The organism is Arthrobacter agilis (assembly GCF_030816075.1).
GTDB lineage: Bacteria > Actinomycetota > Actinomycetes > Actinomycetales > Micrococcaceae > Arthrobacter_D > Arthrobacter_D agilis_E.
In genome coordinates, this window is the sequence record NZ_JAUSXO010000001.1 from 1,974,889 (window position 1) to 1,994,544 (window position 19,656).

The following is a 19,656-nucleotide window of genomic DNA, read 5'->3' on the forward strand; positions in this document are numbered from 1 at the left end:
CGCCCGCCAGCACCGAAGGCAGGTTCCTTGTTCCGTCTGGCCCATCTCTCCCTCGGTAACCGCGCGCTCATCGCGCTGATCACCATCCTCGCGTCGGTGTTCGGCGTGATCACCCTCGGGTCGCTCAAGCAGGAGCTCATCCCCTCGCTCGAGTTCCCGCAGATCACGGTGCTGTCCTCCGTGCCGGGGGCGTCCCCCGCGTACCTCGACCAGCAGGTGAGCGAACCCCTCGAGGCGGCACTCAGCGGTGTCGAGGGGCTCGAGTCGTCGTCCTCCACCTCCCGCACCGGCGTCTCCACCGTCAGCCTCGTGTTCGTGTACGGCACCGATCTCGACCGGGCACGCGCGCAGGTGGACCGGGCCATCTCCACGGTGCGCCCCACCCTCCCGGAGGACGTCGAGCCGCAGGCCCTCGCGGGCAGCATCAGCGACCTGCCCATCGTGTTCATGGCCGTGTCCTCGGACCAGTCCCTCAGCGAGCTCAACGGCGACCTCTCCCGGCTGACCGTCCCCCGGCTGCAGAAGATCGAGGGCGTACGCACCGCCGAGGTCTCCGGTGGGACCACGCAGCACGTCGCCGTCCTGCCCCGGGACGGCGCACTCGCCGCTGCCGGGCTCACCGTCGCCGACCTCACCAGCACCCTCGAGGACAACGGCGCGCTGTTCCCGGTCGGGACGCTGGAGGAGGACCCCCGGTCCCTGACGATCCAGGCGGGAAGCCGGATCGAATCGCTCGACGACATCAAGGCGCTCCCGGTCCTCCCGTCGTCCTCGACCTCCTCGTCGTCGCCGACGACCTCGCCGACGTCGCCGACGTCGCCGCCACCGTCGGCACCGTCGGCACCGGGCGGTGCCGCAGCCGCTCCTGCGGCTCCGGCTCCGGCTCCCGGTTCCGGTTCCGGTCCGGTCGTGACCATCGGGGAGATCGCCGACGTCAGCCTGGCCGACGACGCCGCCACCTCCATCACGCGCACGAACGGCGTGGAGACCCTCGCCCTCGCGGTGACCAAGGTGCCGGACGGCGACACCGTGCAGATCTCGCAGCAGATCGTGGACCTCGTGCCGGACCTGGAGGCCGAACTCGGCAACGCCGCCGACATCACCGTGGTGTTCGACCAGGCGCCCTTCATCGAGAGCAGCATCAACGACCTCACCACGGAGGGCATCCTCGGTCTCGTCTTCGCCGTCCTCATCATCCTGGTCTTCCTGCTCTCGGTTCGTTCCACCCTCGTGACCGCCATCTCCATCCCCCTGTCACTGCTCATCACGTTCATCGGGCTCTACGCGGCGGGCTATTCCCTGAACCTGCTGACCCTCGGCGCCCTGACGATCGCGATCGGGCGCGTGGTGGACGACTCGATCGTCGTGATCGAGAACATCAAGAGGCACCTCGGCTACGGGGAGGACAAGCGCGAGGCGATCCTGACGGCTGTCCGTGAGGTGGCAGGAGCCATCACCGCCTCGACCCTGACCACCGTCGCGGTGTTCGCCCCCATCGGGTTCGTCGGCGGTCTCGCGGGCGAACTCTTCCGGCCCTTCGCCGTCACGACGGGGATCGCGCTGCTGGCATCCCTCGCCGTGGCGCTGACCATCATCCCGGTGCTGGCCTACTGGTTCCTCCCCAGCACCATGCCCTCACGCCGGGGAGCACGCCACGCCGCCGCGGTGCCGGAGGACGGAGCCCGGGAGGCTCCCGCGTCCGAGCGGCCGTCCCTCCTCCAGCGCGGCTACCTGCCCATCCTGTCCGGCACGCAGCGTCACCCCGTCGTCACGCTCGTCAGCGGCCTGATCGTGCTCGGCGCGACGGCGGCGATGGTCCCGTTCCTCCCCACGAACCTCCTCGGCGGCTCGGGCCAGAACAGCTTCTCCCTCACGCAGACGCTGGCACCGGGCTCCAGCCTCACGACGACAGCGGAGGCGGCCGCCCGCACGGAGGACATCCTGGCCGCCGATCCCCGGATCCGGGACGTCCAGCTCACCGTCGGCAACGCGGAGGGCGGCTTCGCCGCCCAGTTCTCCGGCGGTGCCTCGGTGGCGACGTTCACCGTCATCACCGACGAGGAGGCCGACCAGGAGGAGCTCCAGGAGTCGGTCCGCCAGGAGCTCGACGGCCTCCAGGACGCCGGCACCTTCTCCGTGTCGAGTCAGCAGGGCGGCTTCGGGACGTCCAGCACCATCGACGTCGACATCACAGCTCCCGTTCCCGAGGACCTTGCCTCGGCCAACGCCGCCGTCCTCGACGGCCTGCAGGGCATCGAGGGCGCAGGCGAGGTCACGAGCAACCTGTCGGCTGCGAAGCCGCAGGTCCAGATCGACGTGGACCGCGCGGCCGCCGTCGAGGCGGGCCTCAGCGAAGGCCAGATCGCCGGCCTGCTCGGCGGGAGCATCAGTCCCGTGCCCGCAGGGTCCGTGCGCTTCGACGCCGACGACTTCCCGGTCCTGATCGGGGAGGGCACACCCATCACGAGCCTCGACCAGCTCCGTGCCCTCCGGATCCCGACGGCGCAGGGGCCCGTCCCCCTGACGGATGTCGCATCCGTCGAGGAGGTGGAGGTGCCGCTCTCGGTCACGAGCACCAACGGGGAGCGGACGGCACGCGTCTCGATCACCCCCGCCGGGGACGACCTCGGTGGCCTGACGACGGCGGTGAACGAGCGGCTCGCGGGCGTCGACCTGCCCGCCGGCGCGACGGCGACCGTCGGCGGCGCCTCGAGCCAGCAGACCGAGTCCTTCGACCAGCTGTTCCTGGCGCTCTGGGCGGCCGTCGCCATCGTCTACGTGATCATGGTGGCGACGTTCAAGAGCCTCGTGCAGCCCCTGATCCTGCTCGTGTCGATCCCCTTCGCCGCCACGGGCGCCATCGCTCTGCTGCTGATCACGCGGATCCCGCTCGGACTGCCCTCGCTCATCGGCATGCTGATGCTCGTCGGCATCGTCGTCACCAACGCGATCGTGCTGATCGACCTCATCAACCAGTACCGCCTGCCGCGGAACGGAGCGCCGGGACTGCCCGTCGCGGACGCGATCCGCGAGGGCGCCCGCCAGCGCCTCCGGCCCATCCTCATGACAGCCCTCGCCACCATCTTCGCGCTCACGCCGATGGGCGCTCGGGCTCACAGGCGAGGGAGGCTTCATCTCGCAGCCGCTGGCGGTCGTCGTGATCGGCGGACTCGTCTCGTCGACGGCGCTGACGCTCATCCTCGTCCCGGTCCTGTACCGGCTCGTCGAGGGGCGCCGTGAGGAACGGGCCCGGCGAAGGGCGGCCGCCGCAACCGCCTGACGCCCCGAGGGCTCCCGCGTGCAGCCCGCCCCGGCCGCGTAGAATGGATGCATACGTATCCAATGGCCGGTGGAACCGGCGGGAGGCCGGGGAACAGCCATGCGCGACCAGTCGAACACCGCAGGGAAGCCGATGGCCGCCGGCCAGGACGGCGAGGCCGCGTCCGGTCCGTCGACCCGGCAGGCCTCGGAGACCTGGGAGTCGCTCTTCCGCGCGCAGGTCGGCGTCATGCGCCGCCTCCGCCAGGACCCCGTGTTCCGGGAACTGCCCATCGGCGAGTACGACGTCCTGTTCAACCTGAGCCGCTGTCCGGGAGGCTGGACGCGGCTCAACGAACTCAATCATCACCTCCTGATCAGCCAGCCCAGCCTCAGTCGCATGGTGGACCGCCTCGAGGCGAGGAACCTGGTGCGGAGGCGCCCTGCGGAGACCGACCAGCGCGGCGTCGAACTGGCCCTCACGGACGAGGGCCGGGCGCTGCAGCGGCGGATCGGATCGGCCCACGTCCACCGCATCCAGGACGTGCTCGCGCCCGTTCTGGACCCGGCCGAGATGGCACAGCTCAAGGCCCTGACGGACAAGATCAACGCGGGCCTCGGGCAGTAGGTCAGGCTCTGCCCCTCGCGCCCGGCAGCCCCCGCCGTGACTTCGGAATCAGCGCAGGGATGCCCGGTCGGCGGCGCGTTCGACGGGCAGCGCGTCGACGGTGGCGGTCACCGTGAGGCGCGTGAGCTGCAGCGAACCGCCCACGGTCGAGACGAATGCCGTGTCCGTCGCGTCCCTGCCCGTCGCGATCCGCAGCATCGAGGCCCGCGGCGCGAGGCCTGTCGCATCGAGCAGGTGCCAGGTGCCGTCGACCCAGGCCTCCACGACCGCGTGGAAGTCCATCGGGCTGAGTCCCGGAGCGTACACGGAGGCGAGGCGCGCGGGGATGTCCCGCGCCCGCAGGAGGGCGATCAGCAGGTGCGCGTAGTCCCGGCAGACACCCCTGCGCGCGAGCAGGGTGTCCACGGCACCGTCCGTGAAGCGGGACGACCCCGAGACGTAGGACAGCTCCTCGGCGACCCAGTCCCGCATGCCCTGGACGAGATCCGGCCCCCGGAGGTCGGGCAGCACGGCATAGGCGGTGGGCAGGATCCTGTCGGATTCGCAGTAGCGGCTCGGACGCACATGGCGCACCAGGTCGACGTCGTCCCCGGGGGCTGGAGCCGCCTGTCCTGCCACCGTCGCCCGGTAGTGAACGGCGACCGAGGAGGCCCGAGGCGTGGTGAGCAGGTGGAGCCGGCCGCCATCGCCGTCCTGCTTCGCGCGGACCGCGGTCGGTTCGCCGTCGACCAGCACCGTCAGCTGCTCCTCGACCGACGCGTAGGCCTCCGGGGCGGCCACGGCGATCGACAGGACGATCTCGGTGCCGGCGGTCGTGGTGGCTTCGAGATCGGCGGAGACAGTGCGCTGCATGGTTCGTTGCTCCCGGTAGGCGGTTCGTTCGGTCCCAACTCTATGCTGGGGCGGGAGCGGTATCCTCGACGCCGGGCGGGCATCCCCCGGCCGGGCAGGACGCCCATGCAGGAAAGGCACACATGAGCGACTTCACAGCGGATTCGATCGGCGACCTGTCGGGACGGCGCGTGGTCATCACCGGCGCCAACAGCGGGCTGGGGCTGCAGACCGCCGTCGCGCTGGCAAGGAAGGGCGCGCACGTGGTCCTCGCATGCCGCAACGAGCAACGCGGGCGCGAGGCCGAGGGGCGGGTCCGCTCCCTGACCGGCAGTGAGAGCGTCGAGATGCGCGTGCTGGACCTCGCGAGCCTTTCCTCGATCCGCGACTTCGCGGCGGGCCTCGACGGTCCGGTGCACATCCTGGTGAACAACGCCGGTGTCATGGCCACGCCGAAAGGCACCACGGCCGACGGTTTCGAACTGCAGTTCGGCACCAACCATCTGGGCCATTTCGCCTTGACGGGGCTCCTGCTGCCGAACCTCCAGGAGGCGGGCTCGTCCCGCGTCGTGACGCTGTCCAGCCTCGCGCACAAGCGGGGGCGCATCGATTTCGGGGACCTGCAGTCGGAACGCCGCTACCGCCGCTGGAGCGCGTACGGCCAGAGCAAGATCGCGAACCTCTACTTCATGGTGGAACTCGACCGTCGGGCGCGCGCCGCGGGCTGGGACCTGACCTCCGTGGCGGCACATCCCGGACTGGCCAACACGAACCTGACCGCGGGCATGCAGGCACCCGCGCTGCTCGACGCCTTCGGCGGCTTCTTCCGGCTGATGGGCCAGTCCGACGCCGCCGGGGCGTCGCCCACCCTGTACGCGGCGACCGCCCCGGACGTCCGTGGCGGTGACTACTTCGGCCCCTCCGGGCCGGGCGAGACCCGGGGCGGCCCCCGCCTCGTGGCCCCCGTGCCGCGGGTGCTGGACCGGGACATCGCGGTGAGACTCTGGAACCGCAGCGTCGAACTGACCGGGGTGGACTACGCCACCCTGCAGCCCGCGGTCTGACCCTCGGCCTAACTCGCCGGAGCGGCCCCGACCTGGACGGAGAGGATCATCTCGCGGATGGTCGCGAACTCCGGGCCGGCATAGTAGGCCTCCGCCTCGCCGATGGTGCCGAAGGAGACCGTCCCCGGACCGGTCTCCGCGGGCACCTTGGGTGCGAGCACCTCGAGATCGCCGAAACTGAACCGGCCGAGGGCGTCGCTCCCCTGAACGGTGTTCGACAGCGAGCACGCCAGCCCGTCGGGTCCGCCGACCTGATCGGCGATCCCGTACGAGCCGAAGAAGCGGAAGCCGGTGATGAGCCGGACGACGAAGCGGGGTTCGAGGTCCGCGGTGGCCGGAGCTCCGACGGTGGGATCGAGCGGTTCGCTGCCGATGACGTAATAGGGTGTGCGTTGCGGCTCGGGGCACGGAGGCTCGGGCGTCACGATGCCGGTGTGCAGTTCGGCGGCGGTCACCCCCTCCGGCGTGCGGACCGCGTAGTGCAGCGAGCCCGGCGCATAGCTGCCCACGGCCGGCTCGAGCGGCTGCACCACCCATGCCTCGGGCAGTTCGAAACTCACGAGCCGCCCGGGATCGGTGAACACCTTCCATCCCTCGCGGGCCTCCCGCAGCGGCGCTGCCGTCGGTTCCGGCGTGCTGGAGGCGGACGCAGGCGGCGAGACGGATCCCTCGTCGTCCTGCGGCGCGGAGCACGACGTCAGCAGCAGGCCGGCGAGCGCCGCGGCGAGGACGGCCTGCCGTGCCCGTCGTCCCGGTCGGATCTCCTGCACGATCGTCCTGGGCTTCATCATGACGCCTCCCCCTCCATGGCACGGGTATCTCCGGTGACACCCGTGCCGCTCCCTGCCGCTAACTGCCGCTCCGTGCCGTCCGCTCTGCCTCGCGCGTCGCTCGATGCCGCCAGTCTAGGCTTCGGCGAAGCTGCCGTCCGGGTGTGCCGCGCCGAGCGACCGCACGGCACGCACGGACGCGACGACGGCCTGGGCGGCCACCTCGAGATCCCCCTCCGGCGTGCCCTGGGTCCATGAGAGCCGCACGGCGGTCGATGCGGTCTCCTCGTCGAGGCCGAGCGCCAGCAGCACGGCCGACGGCTCGGTGGAGCCGGCCGCGCAGGCCGATCCGCTCGAGCAGACGACCCCGCGGCGTTCGAGCTCCAGGAGGACCGCCTCACCGTTCACGCCGGGGAAGCAGAACGAGGCGAGGTTCGGCAGCCGATGCTCGGCGTCGCCGGTCAGGATCGCCCCGGGAACGCCCTGGAGGACCGCGGCGATGAACGCGTCCCGGGCGGTCGCTGCCGTGACTGCGACGCCCGGCAGGGAGCCCTGCGCGAGTTCGAGCGCCCGTGCGAGGCCTACGGCACCGGCGACGTTCTCCGTGCCGGACCGGCGCCCGCGCTCCTGGCCGCCGCCGTGCAGCACGGGCTCGCACGGCGTCCCGGCGCGGAGGTACAGCAGCCCTATGCCCTTCGGCGTACCGAGCTTGTGGCCCGAGATGCTGAGGGCCGTGACTCCCAGACGTCCGACGTCGAGGGGAAGCCAGCCCGCGGCCTGGACGGCGTCGGAGTGGAAGGGGACGCCTGCGCGGCGGCAGACGTCGGCCAGCGCTGCGACGTCCTGCACCGTGCCCACCTCGTTGTTCGCGTACATCACGCTGCAGAGCGTCGTGGTGTCCTCGAGCGCGTCGCCCAGCACGGCCGGCGAGACGAGGCCCGTGCGGGAGACCGGCAGGACGGTGATGCGGAAGCCGTGGAAGCGGCGGAGGTGGTCGAGTACTTCCAGGACCGCCGGGTGCTCGATCGCACTCGTGACGATATGCCGTCCCCGCGGGGCGGCGAGGGCCATCCCCTTGAGCGCGAGGTTGTCGGCCTCGGTGCCACCCGAGGTGAAGACGATCTCCGACGGACGGCAGCCGAGCAGCGCCGCGATGCGCGAGCGGGCCCGTGAGAACTCGGCCGCTGCCGCCTCGCCGTAGGTGTGGTGGCTCGAGGGGTTCCCGAAGGTGGTTGTCAGGAGGGGCCACATCTCCTCGAGGACCTCGCGCCGCGCCGGTGCGGTCGCGGCGGCGTCAAGGTAGATCATGGCGGCCGTCCGGCCGACCAGCCCGTGGGCCCGGCACCTGGACGAAGTCCAGCCCGAGGTCCAGGGAGCGGACGCTGTGGGTGAGGGCCCCGGCGGAGATGATGTCCACGCCGGTCGCGGCGATGGCGGCCACGGTGTCCAGCCGGACGTTGCCGCTCGCCTCCACGAGCGCGCGTCCGTCGATGAGGCGTACGCCCGCGGCGAGGTCGTCGAGGCCGAAGTTGTCGAGCATGATGGTGTCCACCCCTGCGGCGAGGACCGGGCCGAGCTGGTCCAGCCGGTCGACCTCGACCTCGACGTGCACGGTGTGCGGCACCCGCGATCGCAGGGTCAGCAGGGTGTCCGTGAGGGCCTCGGGGCCGTCGACGGCGAGGAGGGCCAGGTGGTTGTCCTTGACCATGACGGCGTCGGACAGTCCGGACCGATGATTGGATCCACCGCCGCACCGGACCGCCCAGCGCTCCAGGACCCGGAGCCCGGGCGTGGTCTTGCGGGTATCGACGATGCGCGCGTGCGTGCCGGATGCGGCGTCCACGAACGAGCGTGTGAGGGTGGCGATCCCGCTGAGGCGCTGGGCGATGTTGAGTGCTGTCCGTTCGGCCGTGAGGATCCCGGCCGCCGGTCCGCTGATCTCGGCGAGGACGTCACCGGCTGCGAACCTGGAACCGTCCGCCAGCGGGAGGTCGACGCGGATGCGCGGGTCCGTCAGACGCATCGCGGCCTCGATCGCGGCGGTCCCGCAGAGGGTGCCCGGTTCGCGCGCCGTGACGGTCGCCGTCGCCTGCAGGTCGGGATGGATGAGCGCCTGGCACGTGATGTCGCCCCACGGGGCGTCCTCGGCGAGTGCAGCGGTGACGATCGCGTCGATCAGGTGCTGCGGCGGCGGGGTGGTCGACAGGGCCGTGGAGGGCGGGGTGGCGGCAGTACGGGTCATGGCGTTGCTCCTTCGGTGGCTCGGACGTAGGACCGGCGCGGGGCGGGATGGCGGGGCGCGTCGTCGGGCTCGTCGGCGCGGAAGTGCGCACCGCAGGAGCCGGACCTGTTCGCGGCCGCGTGGACGAGGAGCCGGGCGCACAGCAGGAGGTTGGCGTTCTCGGGGTCGGGGCCGGAGCGGTAGGAGGAGAGGTGCTTGCGGGCGAGGTCGAGCCCGTCGTGCGTTCGCAGGATGCCCGCGTGGTCGGACATCAGCACCTGCAGATCGCGCCGGGTGAAGGGCTGGGTGGGTGCCTGCCCGTCCAGGTCCACGGGCTCGGCATCGAAGCGGGGCGCGTCCCCGCCGCCGCCGCCGGCGATCGCGGCCGCACAGCGGGCGCCGAAGACGACCCCTTCGAGCAGGCTGTTCGAGGCGAGCCTGTTGGCGCCGTGCACGCCGGTGCAGGCCGCCTCGCCGACGGCGAACAGCCCGGGGACGGAGGTCCGTCCGTCCGGATCGGTCCGGACGCCACCCATCCAGTAATGGGCGGCGGGGACGACCGGGACCGGTTCCGTGGACCAGTCGAACCCGTGCCGGGCGGTGAGCGCGGTCAGGGACGGGAAGCGCCGGGCCAGGAACGCGCCACCGAGCGCCGTCGCATCGAGGAGGACCCGCGGTGTCGGGCCGGTCGAGCTCTCGGATGGCTGCCGGGCGGGCCGGGAAGCGGCCTGGGTGGTGCGGGACGCAAGGTGTCCGGCGATGCCCCGGGCGACGACGTCGCGGGGCGCGAGGTCGCCGTCCGGGTGGTGGTCCGTCATGAAGGCACGGCCCTCGGCGTCGACGAGCCGGGCCCCCTCCCCCCGCACGGCCTCCGAGAGAAGCGGGTTCCCGGGGACGTCGAGCGACGTGGGATGGAACTGGAAGAACTCGAGGTCCGCGACCACGGCCCCCGCGCGCCACGCCAGTGCGACACCGTCACCCGTGCTGATCACGGGGTTGGTGGTGTGCTCGAACAGCTGGCCCGCGCCCCCGGTCGCCAGCACGACGGCGTCGGCCCCGATCCGCCGCACGCCCTCGTCCGTGAGGACCTCGACCCCGGTGGCGCGTGGAGCACTGCCGGGTGCCTCGTCGAGCAGCACCCGCGTCACGAAGGTGTGCTCCAGGACGCGGATCCCCTCGTCCCCGCGGACGGCTGCGGTGAGTGCGTCCACGAGTCCGGCTCCGGTGGCGTCGCCGCCGATGTGGAGGATCCGGGCAGCCGAGTGGGCGGCCTCCCGGCCTCGTGCCAGGGTCTCGTGGGTGCCGGTTCCGCCCACTCCGGCCGGCCGGGGTCCGATGTGCTCGGTGGCTGGGGAATGTGCCGCGCCTGTCGCGCCTGTCGCCGCCCGTGCCGCACCGGAGGTGTCGAAGACGACCCCCGCCCGCTCCAGGGCGTCGATACCGTCCGCGGCACCACGGCAGAGGACCGCGACGGCGTGCGGATCCGCCAGCCCGGCGCCGGCCGCGAGCGTGTCGGAGATGTGCGACAGCACCGTGTCCTCCGGGGCACCCGCCGTCGGGCGGTGGTCCGGACGGTCCGGCACGACGGCTGCGATCCCGCCCTGGGCGTACCTGGTGTTGCTCTCGGCGAGGGCCGCCTTCGAGAGCAGGACCACCTCCCGGCGGGGATCGAGACGGCGGAGCACCAGCGCCGTCTGCAGTCCCGCGACTCCGGCGCCGACGACGACGGCCCGGTGGGCACCGTCGTCCGGCCGCGCGCGGACCGGGCGTCCCGGTGTCATGGCCGCACCGCGAGCATCCGGTTCAGGGCCACGCGGGCGGGGACGGCGACGGCGTCGGGGACGGTGATCCGGTTGAGGACCCGCCCCTCGACGAGCCCTTCGAGGACCCACGCGAGGTACCCGGGGTGGATGCGGTACATCGTGGAGCAGGGGCAGATGACGGGGTCGAGGCAGAAGATGGTGTGCTCCGGGTACTGCGCGGCGAGCCGGTTCACCATGTTGATCTCCGTCCCGATCGCGAATGTGCTGCCGGGCGCGGCCGCGGCGATCGCCTTCTGGATGTAGTCGGTGGAGCCCGACTCGTCGGCGGCGTCCACCACGGGCATGGGGCACTCCGGGTGCACGATCACACGGACACCGGGGAATTCCGCGCGCGCCTGCTCGATCTGCGCGACGGTGAACCGCCGGTGCACGGAGCAGAACCCGTGCCAGAGGATCACGCGGGAGTCGCGCAGCGTCTGCTCGTCCGTCCCGCCCCAGGGCTTGCGTGGATTCCACATCGGCATCTGCTCGAGCGGCACGCCCATGGCCTTGGCCGTGTTGCGCCCGAGATGCTGATCGGGGAAGAACAGCACGCGCCGGCCCCGCTCGAAGGCCCATTCGAGCACCGCCGCGGCATTCGACGAGGTGCAGACGATGCCGCCGTTCTCACCGCAGAATCCCTTCAGCGCGGCCGAGGAGTTCATGTAGGTCACCGGGATGACGGGCCGGCGCCCATCGGCGTCCTCGTCGGATCCGAGGAGAGCGGTCAGCTGCTCCCAGCATTCGGACACCGAATCGATGTCCGCCATGTCCGCCATCGAGCACCCTGCCGCGAGGTTCGGCAGGATCACGGACTGCTGCGGCGTGGAGAGCATGTCCGCGGTCTCCGCCATGAAGTGCACGCCGCAGAAGATGATGGACTCGGCCGCCGACCGCTCGGTGGCCGCGCGGGCGAGCTGGTAGCTGTCGCCCACGAAGTCGGCGTACTGCACCACCTCGTCGCGCTGGTAGAAGTGGCCGAGGATGACCGCGGAGTCCCCGAGCGTGTCCTTCGCGGCGAGGATGCGGCGGTCGAGCTCCTCTGCGGACGCGGTCCTGTACTCCTCCGGGAGTTCGCCCTGCCGGGGAGTGGCCGGTGGGGCCTGATCGTGCATGGAGGCACCGGGGCCGTAGCTGGGCATGGGTAGGGCATCGAACGCCCACGGATCGCGCGCGAGGTTCGGCGAGCAGGTCCCGGTGCCCGCGGCGGCGCCCGCCTCTTCTCGACCGACGAGCTGGATGGCTGTGGTGACGGACATGTGGTTCTCCCTGAGTGGGCGGGCCGGCGGTGGTCGTCGGCGGGATCGGGGGGGGGTGGAGGACGAAGAGGACGGGTGTCGGCGATGGGCTGCTACGACGGCGGTGGGGCCGGCTCCGCAGGTCGAGGGAGGGGCGCGGTCGCGACCGGTCCTGTGTAGCGGTAGAGGCGGGGCGGCCGGTTGCGCCCGCCCTGGAGCACCTCGTCCGTCGCGGAGATGTCCTTGGCTGACCGGAACTGGCGCCGGAAGTTCGCCGGATCCAGAGACCGGCCGAGCACGGCCTCGTACACCCCCCGCAGCTGCGCGAGCGTGAACCGGTCGCCGAGGAAGTGGTAGGCGACGGAGCCGTACTCGATCTTGCCGCGCAGCCGCTCGAGGGCGTAGGCCACGATCTCGTCATGGTCGAAGGCGAGGCCGGCCGCCTCGGATGCCCGGAACCAGCGCACGTTCTCCGACTCCCGTGCGAGGCCGGCCTGGTCCGGGCGGACGAGCGCCCAGTAGACGATGGACACGAGGCGCTGCGCTGCAGCGCGGTCGAGCCCGCCGAACGCGTAGAGCTGCTCGAGGTACGTCGGCTCGAGGTCCGTGGTCTCCCTCAGGTTCCGCGCTGCCGCGTCCTGCAGCGACTCGCTGCCTCCGAGCGGGCCACCGGGGAGCGCCCACTTGCCGAGGTGCGGTTGCCGGATCCTTCGCACGAGCGGCAGCCAGATCTCGGACCGCCCCGAGGTGGGGTCCGAGCGCAGCGCGAAGATGACCGTCGAGATGGCGAGCGCCGGTGCCTGGGCCTGGCGCTCCGAGACGTTGGCCGAGCTGTACATACCCGGCCCTTCCGTCCGACGGGGTGCGACCCTACTTAGGGTCGTGATGACTATAACTCATGGGCCGGGCGATGGACAGACGTCCGGTCCCCCGCCCCTGGGCCGCTGTCGGCCGGCGGCTTGAACCGCCGCCGGAAAGTGTCTAAAGTCACAGGCGTCGGCCCTCCGGGGTCGAAGGGCGGGGATGTGTTCGACGGCGCACACGTCTCTGCCGCCCTTACGATGGGGTACATGGACCACCACGCGGTACACGACGTCGAGGGCACCGATCCTCACCTGTCCATCCTGCGCAGCACTGCCGCTGCCCCACTCCCCCTGCCGCCGATCCTCCTGCTGCATGGCTTCGGCTCCTCGTCCCGGCAGAACTGGACGGACACGGGCTGGGTCCGCTTCCTGAACGACGCCGGGCGCAGCGTGATCATGGTGGACCTCCCCGCGCACGGGGACAGCGCGGCGCCGGAGGACGGCGATGCCTACACACCGAGCCGCATGCGCGCGGACATCCTGCAGGCCCTCTTCGACGAGCGTGTCGTCCCCCTGCGCGACGACGATCCGACGACCGGCGTCGACATCATCGGCTACTCCCTGGGGTCCCGCCTGGCCTGGGAGTTCGGCGCCACGCAGCCCGAACTCGTCCGGCGGATGGTGCTCGGTGGGCCCGGCACCGCAGACCCCCTCGCCGCCTTCGATCTCGAGGGGGCGGAGCGCTTCCTCGCCGGCGGGACCCCGTCGCAGGATCCGACGACGACGGACCTCCTGCGGATGGCGCAGGCGGGAGAGCAGGCCGACCTCCCCGCACTCCTGGCCATGGTCTCGGCCATCAAGACGGAGCCCTTCGACCCTCAGGGCGCCGTGCCCAGGATGCCGCTGCTCCTCGTCGCCGGAGACCAGGACGACTACGCCGGGGGGATCGACGACCTCAGGGAGTGGGCCGTGGAGGCCGCCGTCATGACCCTGCCGGGCAGGAACCACTCGAGCGCCATCACCTCCAGGCTCTTCAAGGACGCCGCCCTCGACTTCCTCTCCTGAGGACCCCGATCAAGGTTCGGTAACGGCTCCCGATGGGCGCCGGAGCGGAATCCGCGCACGATATACTGACAATCGATCAGCAGACTTAGTGCTGCGCAGGATCGACAATCACTGACAGTCGCGGGAGGACACGCATGCGGGTGCTCCTGGCCCACCGGTATGAGACCACGGAGCTGCTCGGCGTCGGGGGAACCGCGTCGGTGTATCGCGCCGTCGACCGCAATCTCGGGCGGGACGTCGCGGTCAAGCTCTTCAATCCCACGATGGCGGACGACGACGACTACCGTCGCCAGCACATGGAGACCATGCTGCTCTCGACGCTCAACCACCCCGGCCTCGTGACGCTGCACGACGCCGGCATGCACGAGGACGAGGACGGGCGCACCGCGGGCTTCCTGGTCATGGAACTCGTGGACGGCGAGGACCTCCGGCACCGGCTCAAGCGCGGCCCGCTTCCCGGCGAGGACGTAGCGCAACTCGGCGCCGATCTGGCCGACGCGCTGGCCTACATCCACGCCGAAGGGGTGGTCCACCGCGACGTGAAGCCCGCCAACATCCTGCTCTTCCACGGTGCCGACAACGGGACGCGGCTGTACGCCAAGCTGACCGATTTCGGCATCGCCCGCATGGTGGAGGCCGCCACGGCCACGGCCGTCGGTGCGACGATCGGCACCGCGAACTACCTCAGCCCCGAGCAGGCGAAGGGGGATCCGGTCGATGAGCGCAGCGACATCTACTCGCTCGGTCTCGTCCTCCTCGAGTGCCTGACCGGTGAGCGGGCCTTCTCCGGTCCGCTGGTCGAAGCGGCTCTGGCGAGACTCCTGCGCGATCCCGAAGTACCCGATTCGCTCGGACCGGAGTGGGCGGATCTGCTCCGGCGGATGACAGCGCGCGATCCTGCGCGACGCCCCGATGCGCACGACGTCGCCCTCCAGTTGCGCAGCGGGACGGACGGACATCGCCCGCCGCCCTATCGCGGCGTACCCGGTCCGCGGGGTGCGGGCGATGCACCCACCCCGGACGACGGCGGCCCCTCGACAGGGGGCGCCATTACCGGCGGTGTCTTCACGGGCAGGATCCACGTACCGGAGCCACCCCGCCGCGCCCCGAGCATCAGCTGACCGGCCCTCGCGTCTGCAGCGGTCTGCTGTTGCGGGCGCCAGATGGCTGATCCGCGGTCCTGCACGGCTGCACCGTATCCGGCCGATGGGCCAGGATCCCGGCGCTGAGGTTCATCCGCCCCTATGGAGCCGACGCGGGGTCAGGACCCGTCGCCGTCGTCCTCCTCCGGCTCGAAGTGGCTCGGTTCGTCCGTCGAGCCCGCCGCCACACCGTCCGCACTGGCCGGGATGGTGCCTTCGGGGCCGGCCCCCTGCTCGTCGTCGGTGCCGTCCTGCTCAGTGCCTTCGGTACTCATCAGTCCTCCTGCAGCTCGGATGTCTCCCGATCCTATGCTCAGCGCAGCGGAAGCGACAGCACGCGGAACGCGTGCCGAGGGCGTGCTATGCAGGACATCACGGGACGTGCCGTGACATCCTCCGTCCGGTCGTCGCGCGCCGCAGGGCGACGGCGGAGAGGAGGCCGAGGAGCAGCAGGACCCCGGCGGCCGACGCCGGGACCGCGGCGGCCGCGGCCGGGCCGGACGATTCGGCGAGCGTCCCGGCCAGCGCCGAGCCGATCGCCGTTCCGGCGACGATCCCACTCGCGAGCAGGGTCATGACGGTCCCGAGGCGATGCGCGGGGGCGACCTCGGAGCCGATCGAGAAGATGGTGACCATGGTCGGTCCCACGAAGATCCCGAGGACCAGCAGCACCACGACCATGGCGGCGATCGAGTCCGGAAGAGCCAGGGCCGCCGCGGCTGCGGCCATCGCTGCGGCCGAGGCGACCCACCGGGTGGTGTGGCCGAACCGCTGGGGCCAGTAGGCGACCGAGAGGGCGGCCAGGGCCGAGCTCAGCCCCATCACCGCGTAGAGCAGTCCCGAGGACTCCGGCGAGCCGAAGTGCCCGGTGAAGGCTGTGAGGAAGGTCTGTGTGGACCCGAAGAACGTGCCCATGGCGATCATGCCCGCCACGGGGAGCAGGACGAGCGAGGCCCGGTACCGGGCGGGCGCCTCTTCGCCCGGGGCGGCCTCGTCCGCGGCGGGTGCGGGCGGCGCATCGCTGAAGGCGACGGTGCGGTGCACGGCGAAGGCACTGACGAGGGTGATGGTGAGGGCGGCGGCAAGGGCCAGTGGGAGCCACGCCGCGATGAGGCCGGCGAGCAGTCCCACCAGCGCCGGACCGAGCACGAAGGTCAGCTCGTCGGCCGTCCCCTCGTAGGAGAGGGCCGTGTCCAGGTCCGAGCGGCGGCCACGGGTCATGGCCATCCACCGGACCCGGGCCAGCGGACCGATCTGGGGGCAGGTGAAGCCCGTCGCGAACGCCGCCGCGAGCACGAGGGCCAGGGCGCCACCGGTGAAGCGTGCACTGGTGAGGGTCACGACCAGCAGTACGGCGATGGCCAGGGTGTTGAGGACCGCCGAGACGAGGAGCACGATCCGCTGGCCGCGCCGGTCCGCGAGGACGCCGAGGAGCGGGGCGCCGAGCGCCGAACCGACGCCCACGGCGCCGGCCGCGAATCCGCCGGCGGCGTACGAATCGCTGGCGGTGGTCACGAGCGTCAGGGCGCCGACGGTGAGCATCGCCAGAGGGAGCCGGGCGAAGAGGCCCAGGACGAGGAAGGAGGTGCCCGCAAGATGGGGCAGCACGCCGAACCTGCCGAGGCGCGAGCGCTCGGGCCGGTCAGGACGTGGCAGCGGGGACTGATTCGGGGACGGGGAGGGGTCCGCAGAGGCGGGCGTCGGGTTCTTGTACATGCGCTTTCCGGGTGCATCGAGTGCGCATCGTCCCCCCTCCCGATGCGCCCGACCCGTCAACGCCCTACAGTTTACACGCTCGCGGGTTGCTCCACTAAGCGCAGGATGGAGCCCTGCCGTCCCTTCACGACCTGCAGCTGCGCACCGACCCGTTGCTTGAGTTCGGGCACGTGGCTCACCAGTCCCACCACCCGCCCGCCGCTCCTCAGGCCCTCGAGCGCGTCCATGACCTGCTCGAGCGCCTGGTCGTCCAGGGAGCCGAACCCCTCGTCGACGAAGAGGGTCTCGATGTCGAGTCCGCCCGCCTCCTGCTGGACGACGTCGGCCAGTCCGAGAGCCAGCGCCAGGGAGGCCATGAAGGATTCGCCTCCCGAGAGGGTGGCCGTGTCGCGTCGGTTCCCCGTCCAGCCGTCGATCACATTGAGGCCCAGTCCGGACCGCTTGTTGCCGGCGGTGGCGTCGCTGTGCACCAGCTGGTACCTGCCGTCGGACATCTGGAGCAGTCGCTCGGTCGCGGCAGCCGCCACCTGCTCCAGCCGCGATGCGAGCACGTAGGTGGCGAGGGACATCTTGTAGAGGTTCTCCCCTCCCCCGCGGGCCGTGTCGGCGACGGCGGCCACCAGGTGCGCCCTTTCGCGCAGCGGTGCGACGTCCCGTTCGAGCTCCTCGAGCTGCCGGAGATAGGTCTCGACCTGCGCGACGGACTGGCCGAGTACCTCGGCCAGGATTCCTGCCCGGTGTGCCCTGGCCCTGAGATCCTCGGCAGCGGCGCCGGCGCGCTGCTCGTCGTCCCCGGACGGTGGCATGATGCCGTCCCGCTCCTCACGGAGGCTCTCCCGGATCCCGCTCCCGTCCCAGGCTGCGTCGAGGCGGTGGCCCCGGACCTCATGGTCACGCACGTCCTGCGCGACCCGCGCGTGGTGGTCGTCCGGCAGGAGCGCGGCGCGCGCCTCCTGCGGCGAGGGGAAGGGCGTGGCGAGCAGTGCCTCCTCCAGGCGCTTCCGGTCGTCCAGGTGGCGGGCGGCGGCGCGGACGACGTCGTCGAGGGTGTCCAGGACGGCCTCGAGGCGGTCGTGGGCGCGCTGCACCGCCCCGATCCGCTCGGCCAGCGACGACGCTGCGCCCTGCAGCCCGGCAAGCCGCCGATCGAGGACGCTCTGCTGGTCGAGCAGCGAAGACCTCCGCGACTCCGCGGCGGACCGTTCCTCACGGAGCGCGTCCCGCAGCCGGCCGACACGCTGCGCCTCCTCGATCGAGATCCGCACCCGCTCCTCGACGGCGGAGCATTCGGCAGCTGCCGCCGCCGCGGCGTCGACCCGCAGGCGTGCTGCGCGGGTCGACGCGGCCGCGTCCTCGGGCGCGGCGGCGCCGCCCCGGGCTGCGAGGTCGGCCACCTCGAGGCGTAGCCGGTCACGCACCTCCCGGGCATCGTCCAGCGCACTCTCGGCTTCGGCCTGCAGGCGGCGTGCGGCCTGCTCCTCCTCGAGGGTGATCCGTGTCCCTCCCGGTGACGTCACGGGCGCCGGATGTTCGGAGCTGCCGCACACCGGGCAGGGCTGACCGTCCCGGAGCCGCTCGGCGAGCTCCTCGGCGGACTGCTCGAGCCTGAGTTGCAGCTTGTCGAGCCACTCTGCCTTCAGCTGCAGGAAGAGCGCGGACGCCGCCGCGTGGGCGGCGTCCGCTGCGGTGCTGCGCTCGGCGGCCGCGCGGTACTGCCGCACGACGTCCTCGGCGGCCGCGGCCGCGGCGAGATCGGCGCGCAGGTGCGTCAGCCCGTCGGCCGCGAGCCGCAGCGGGACCAGGCTCTCGGTGTCCGCCGTGCGTGCGCGCTCCAGTCGGGTGGCTTCCTCGGCCGTCTCCTCGATCCGACGGTCGAGGCTCTCGACTGCCGCCGTCTCGGTCTGCAGTCCGGAGCGGATCTCCAGCAGCCGCTGCTCGTCGGGCAGGGCGGCTCGCAGGACACCCAGGGCCGAGGAGGACGCCTCGCATCCGTCCGCCAGGGCGGCGCGAGGGATCTCGTCGGCGAGGAGATCGGGGTCGAGATACTCGGTGGCCGTGGTGTCGGTCCGGACGCGGTCGACGGCCTCCCGGTGCCGGGAGCGGGCCAGCTCGACCGCCGCGGCTCCGTCGTCGTCGAGCCCGAGGAGGACTGCGAGGCCCTGGGCCTGCTCGTGACGGCGCAGCACCCCGGCCAGGCGCTCGATCTCCTCGGTGCGGCCGTCGTGGTCGGCGCGTTGCGCCCTGAGCTGCTCGAGGGCCGCGAACCGCTCGCGCCGTCGCCGGACCTCTGCCAGCGCACCGTCAGCGAGGGCGCTCTGTTCGGCGAGTTCCAGGCTGTCGAGGGACGCCGCCTCCCGGCGCGCGGAGAGCGCGGCAACCATGCCCTGCATCGTCACCGACCAGTCGGATCCCGACTCGGGGGCGGTTCCGGTTCCACCGAGGTCGTGGCGCTCGGCCTCGTCGATCGCGCGGAGGAGGAGGTGCCGCTGGCGGCTCTCCTGCTCGGCGAGGTCCCGGCCCACCCGCTGGCTCTCCTCGGCGAACAGCCGCTCGAGGTCCTCGAAGCGCGTCGTCGAGAAGAGCCGCTGCAGCAGTTCCCGCCGCGGTTTCGCGTCGGCTCGAAGGAAAGCCGCGAATTCGCCCTGGGGCAGCATGACCACCTTGGTGAACTGTTCCTTGTCCATGCCGAGCAGCGACTGCAGTTCGTGTCCGGCCTCGTCGTTGCGGGCGGATTTCTGCACCCAGTCGGAGCCGATGTGCTCGCTGAGGAGCGTGCGGGCCTGCTCGGTCGTCGTGCCGCTGCCCCGTCGCGACGGTCGGTCCCAGGCCGGCGACCGGACGACCCGGAAGCGGCGGTCGGCGATCGAGAACTCGAGGGCGACCTCCGGGGCGAGGGACTCGGCGGCGTGGTCGCTGCGCAGCCGCTTGGCTGCCTGGCGTGCACCCGGAACCGAGCCGTAGAGCGCGAAGCACACGGCGTCGAGCACGCTCGACTTGCCGGCACCGGTGGGACCGTTGAGGAGGAACAGGCCCTGGGCCGACAGCGCGTCGAAGTCGACGCTCTGCCGTTCTGCGAAGGGGCCGAAAGCCTGGATCTCGAGGTGGTGCAGTCTCACGG

The 19,656-nt window shown here is 71.9% G+C and carries 14 protein-coding genes and 1 pseudogene; 5 read left to right on the top strand and 10 right to left on the bottom strand.

Features of this window, described 5'->3' with window-relative positions; translation table 11 throughout:
* The first annotated feature begins 27 nt into the window (after positions 1-27).
* Positions 28-3,280, top strand: a pseudogene (locus QFZ50_RS09235) (efflux RND transporter permease subunit).
* Between the two features lie 99 nt (positions 3,281-3,379).
* On the top strand, positions 3,380-3,886 hold the full coding sequence (locus QFZ50_RS09240) for a MarR family winged helix-turn-helix transcriptional regulator (RefSeq protein ID WP_373462257.1): 507 nt from the start codon (positions 3,380-3,382) through the stop codon (positions 3,884-3,886).
* A 48-nt stretch (positions 3,887-3,934) separates the two neighbouring features.
* Here the strand turns inward: QFZ50_RS09240 and QFZ50_RS09245 are convergent, their stop codons facing one another.
* Entirely contained in the window at positions 3,935-4,738 is an 804-nt protein-coding gene (locus QFZ50_RS09245; protein WP_307083565.1) for a transglutaminase-like domain-containing protein, read from the bottom strand.
* Positions 4,739-4,860: 122 nt separating this feature from the next.
* Between QFZ50_RS09245 and QFZ50_RS09250 the strand changes: the two genes are divergently transcribed.
* A complete protein-coding gene (locus QFZ50_RS09250) occupies positions 4,861-5,781 on the top strand; it encodes an oxidoreductase (protein WP_307083566.1) in 921 nt (306 codons plus the stop codon).
* Between the two features lie 8 nt (positions 5,782-5,789).
* Here QFZ50_RS09250 and QFZ50_RS09255 read toward each other — a convergent pair whose 3' ends face one another.
* The 6 genes from QFZ50_RS09255 to QFZ50_RS09280 form a co-directional block, all read right to left on the bottom strand.
* Entirely contained in the window at positions 5,790-6,572 is a 783-nt protein-coding gene (locus QFZ50_RS09255; RefSeq protein ID WP_307083567.1) for a hypothetical protein, read from the bottom strand.
* 114 nt (positions 6,573-6,686) lie between these two features.
* The gene (locus QFZ50_RS09260; RefSeq protein WP_307083568.1) at positions 6,687-7,859 is read right to left on the bottom strand and encodes a cysteine desulfurase family protein; all 1,173 of its coding nucleotides are present in this window, start codon (positions 7,857-7,859) and stop codon (positions 6,687-6,689) included.
* Complete coding sequence (gene nadC, locus QFZ50_RS09265) at positions 7,846-8,793, bottom strand: carboxylating nicotinate-nucleotide diphosphorylase (RefSeq protein ID WP_307083569.1); 948 nt, start codon at positions 8,791-8,793, stop codon at positions 7,846-7,848. Before nadC ends, QFZ50_RS09260 begins: the two co-directional genes overlap by 14 nt.
* On the bottom strand, positions 8,790-10,553 hold the full coding sequence (locus QFZ50_RS09270; RefSeq protein ID WP_307083571.1) for an L-aspartate oxidase: 1,764 nt from the start codon (positions 10,551-10,553) through the stop codon (positions 8,790-8,792). Before QFZ50_RS09270 ends, nadC begins: the two co-directional genes overlap by 4 nt.
* A complete protein-coding gene (gene nadA, locus QFZ50_RS09275; protein WP_307083574.1) occupies positions 10,550-11,833 on the bottom strand; it encodes a quinolinate synthase NadA in 1,284 nt (427 codons plus the stop codon). Before nadA ends, QFZ50_RS09270 begins: the two co-directional genes overlap by 4 nt.
* 92 nt (positions 11,834-11,925) lie before the next feature.
* Positions 11,926-12,651, bottom strand: coding sequence for an NUDIX hydrolase (locus tag QFZ50_RS09280; RefSeq protein ID WP_307083576.1), 726 nt, complete (start codon positions 12,649-12,651; stop codon positions 11,926-11,928).
* Positions 12,652-12,882: 231 nt separating this feature from the next.
* On the opposite strand from QFZ50_RS09280, the gene QFZ50_RS09285 reads away from it, so the two are divergent.
* Together QFZ50_RS09285 and QFZ50_RS09290 are read left to right on the top strand one after the other, a co-directional pair.
* Entirely contained in the window at positions 12,883-13,680 is a 798-nt protein-coding gene (locus QFZ50_RS09285; protein WP_307083578.1) for an alpha/beta fold hydrolase, read from the top strand.
* Between the two features lie 134 nt (positions 13,681-13,814).
* The gene (locus QFZ50_RS09290) at positions 13,815-14,801 is read left to right on the top strand and encodes a serine/threonine-protein kinase (protein WP_307083580.1); all 987 of its coding nucleotides are present in this window, start codon (positions 13,815-13,817) and stop codon (positions 14,799-14,801) included.
* Between the two features lie 140 nt (positions 14,802-14,941).
* Here QFZ50_RS09290 and QFZ50_RS09295 read toward each other — a convergent pair whose 3' ends face one another.
* The 3 genes from QFZ50_RS09295 to QFZ50_RS09305 all read right to left on the bottom strand — a co-directional run bounded on the left by QFZ50_RS09295 (position 14,942) and on the right by QFZ50_RS09305 (position 19,654).
* Positions 14,942-15,097: a hypothetical protein gene (locus QFZ50_RS09295; RefSeq protein ID WP_307083582.1), complete on the bottom strand. Its 156-nt coding sequence runs from the start codon at positions 15,095-15,097 to the stop codon at positions 14,942-14,944.
* 97 nt (positions 15,098-15,194) lie between these two features.
* The gene (locus tag QFZ50_RS09300; protein WP_373462258.1) at positions 15,195-16,538 is read right to left on the bottom strand and encodes an MFS transporter; all 1,344 of its coding nucleotides are present in this window, start codon (positions 16,536-16,538) and stop codon (positions 15,195-15,197) included.
* Positions 16,539-16,609: 71 nt separating this feature from the next.
* The gene (locus QFZ50_RS09305; RefSeq protein ID WP_307083586.1) at positions 16,610-19,654 is read right to left on the bottom strand and encodes an AAA family ATPase; all 3,045 of its coding nucleotides are present in this window, start codon (positions 19,652-19,654) and stop codon (positions 16,610-16,612) included.
* Positions 19,655-19,656: the final 2 nt, after the last annotated feature.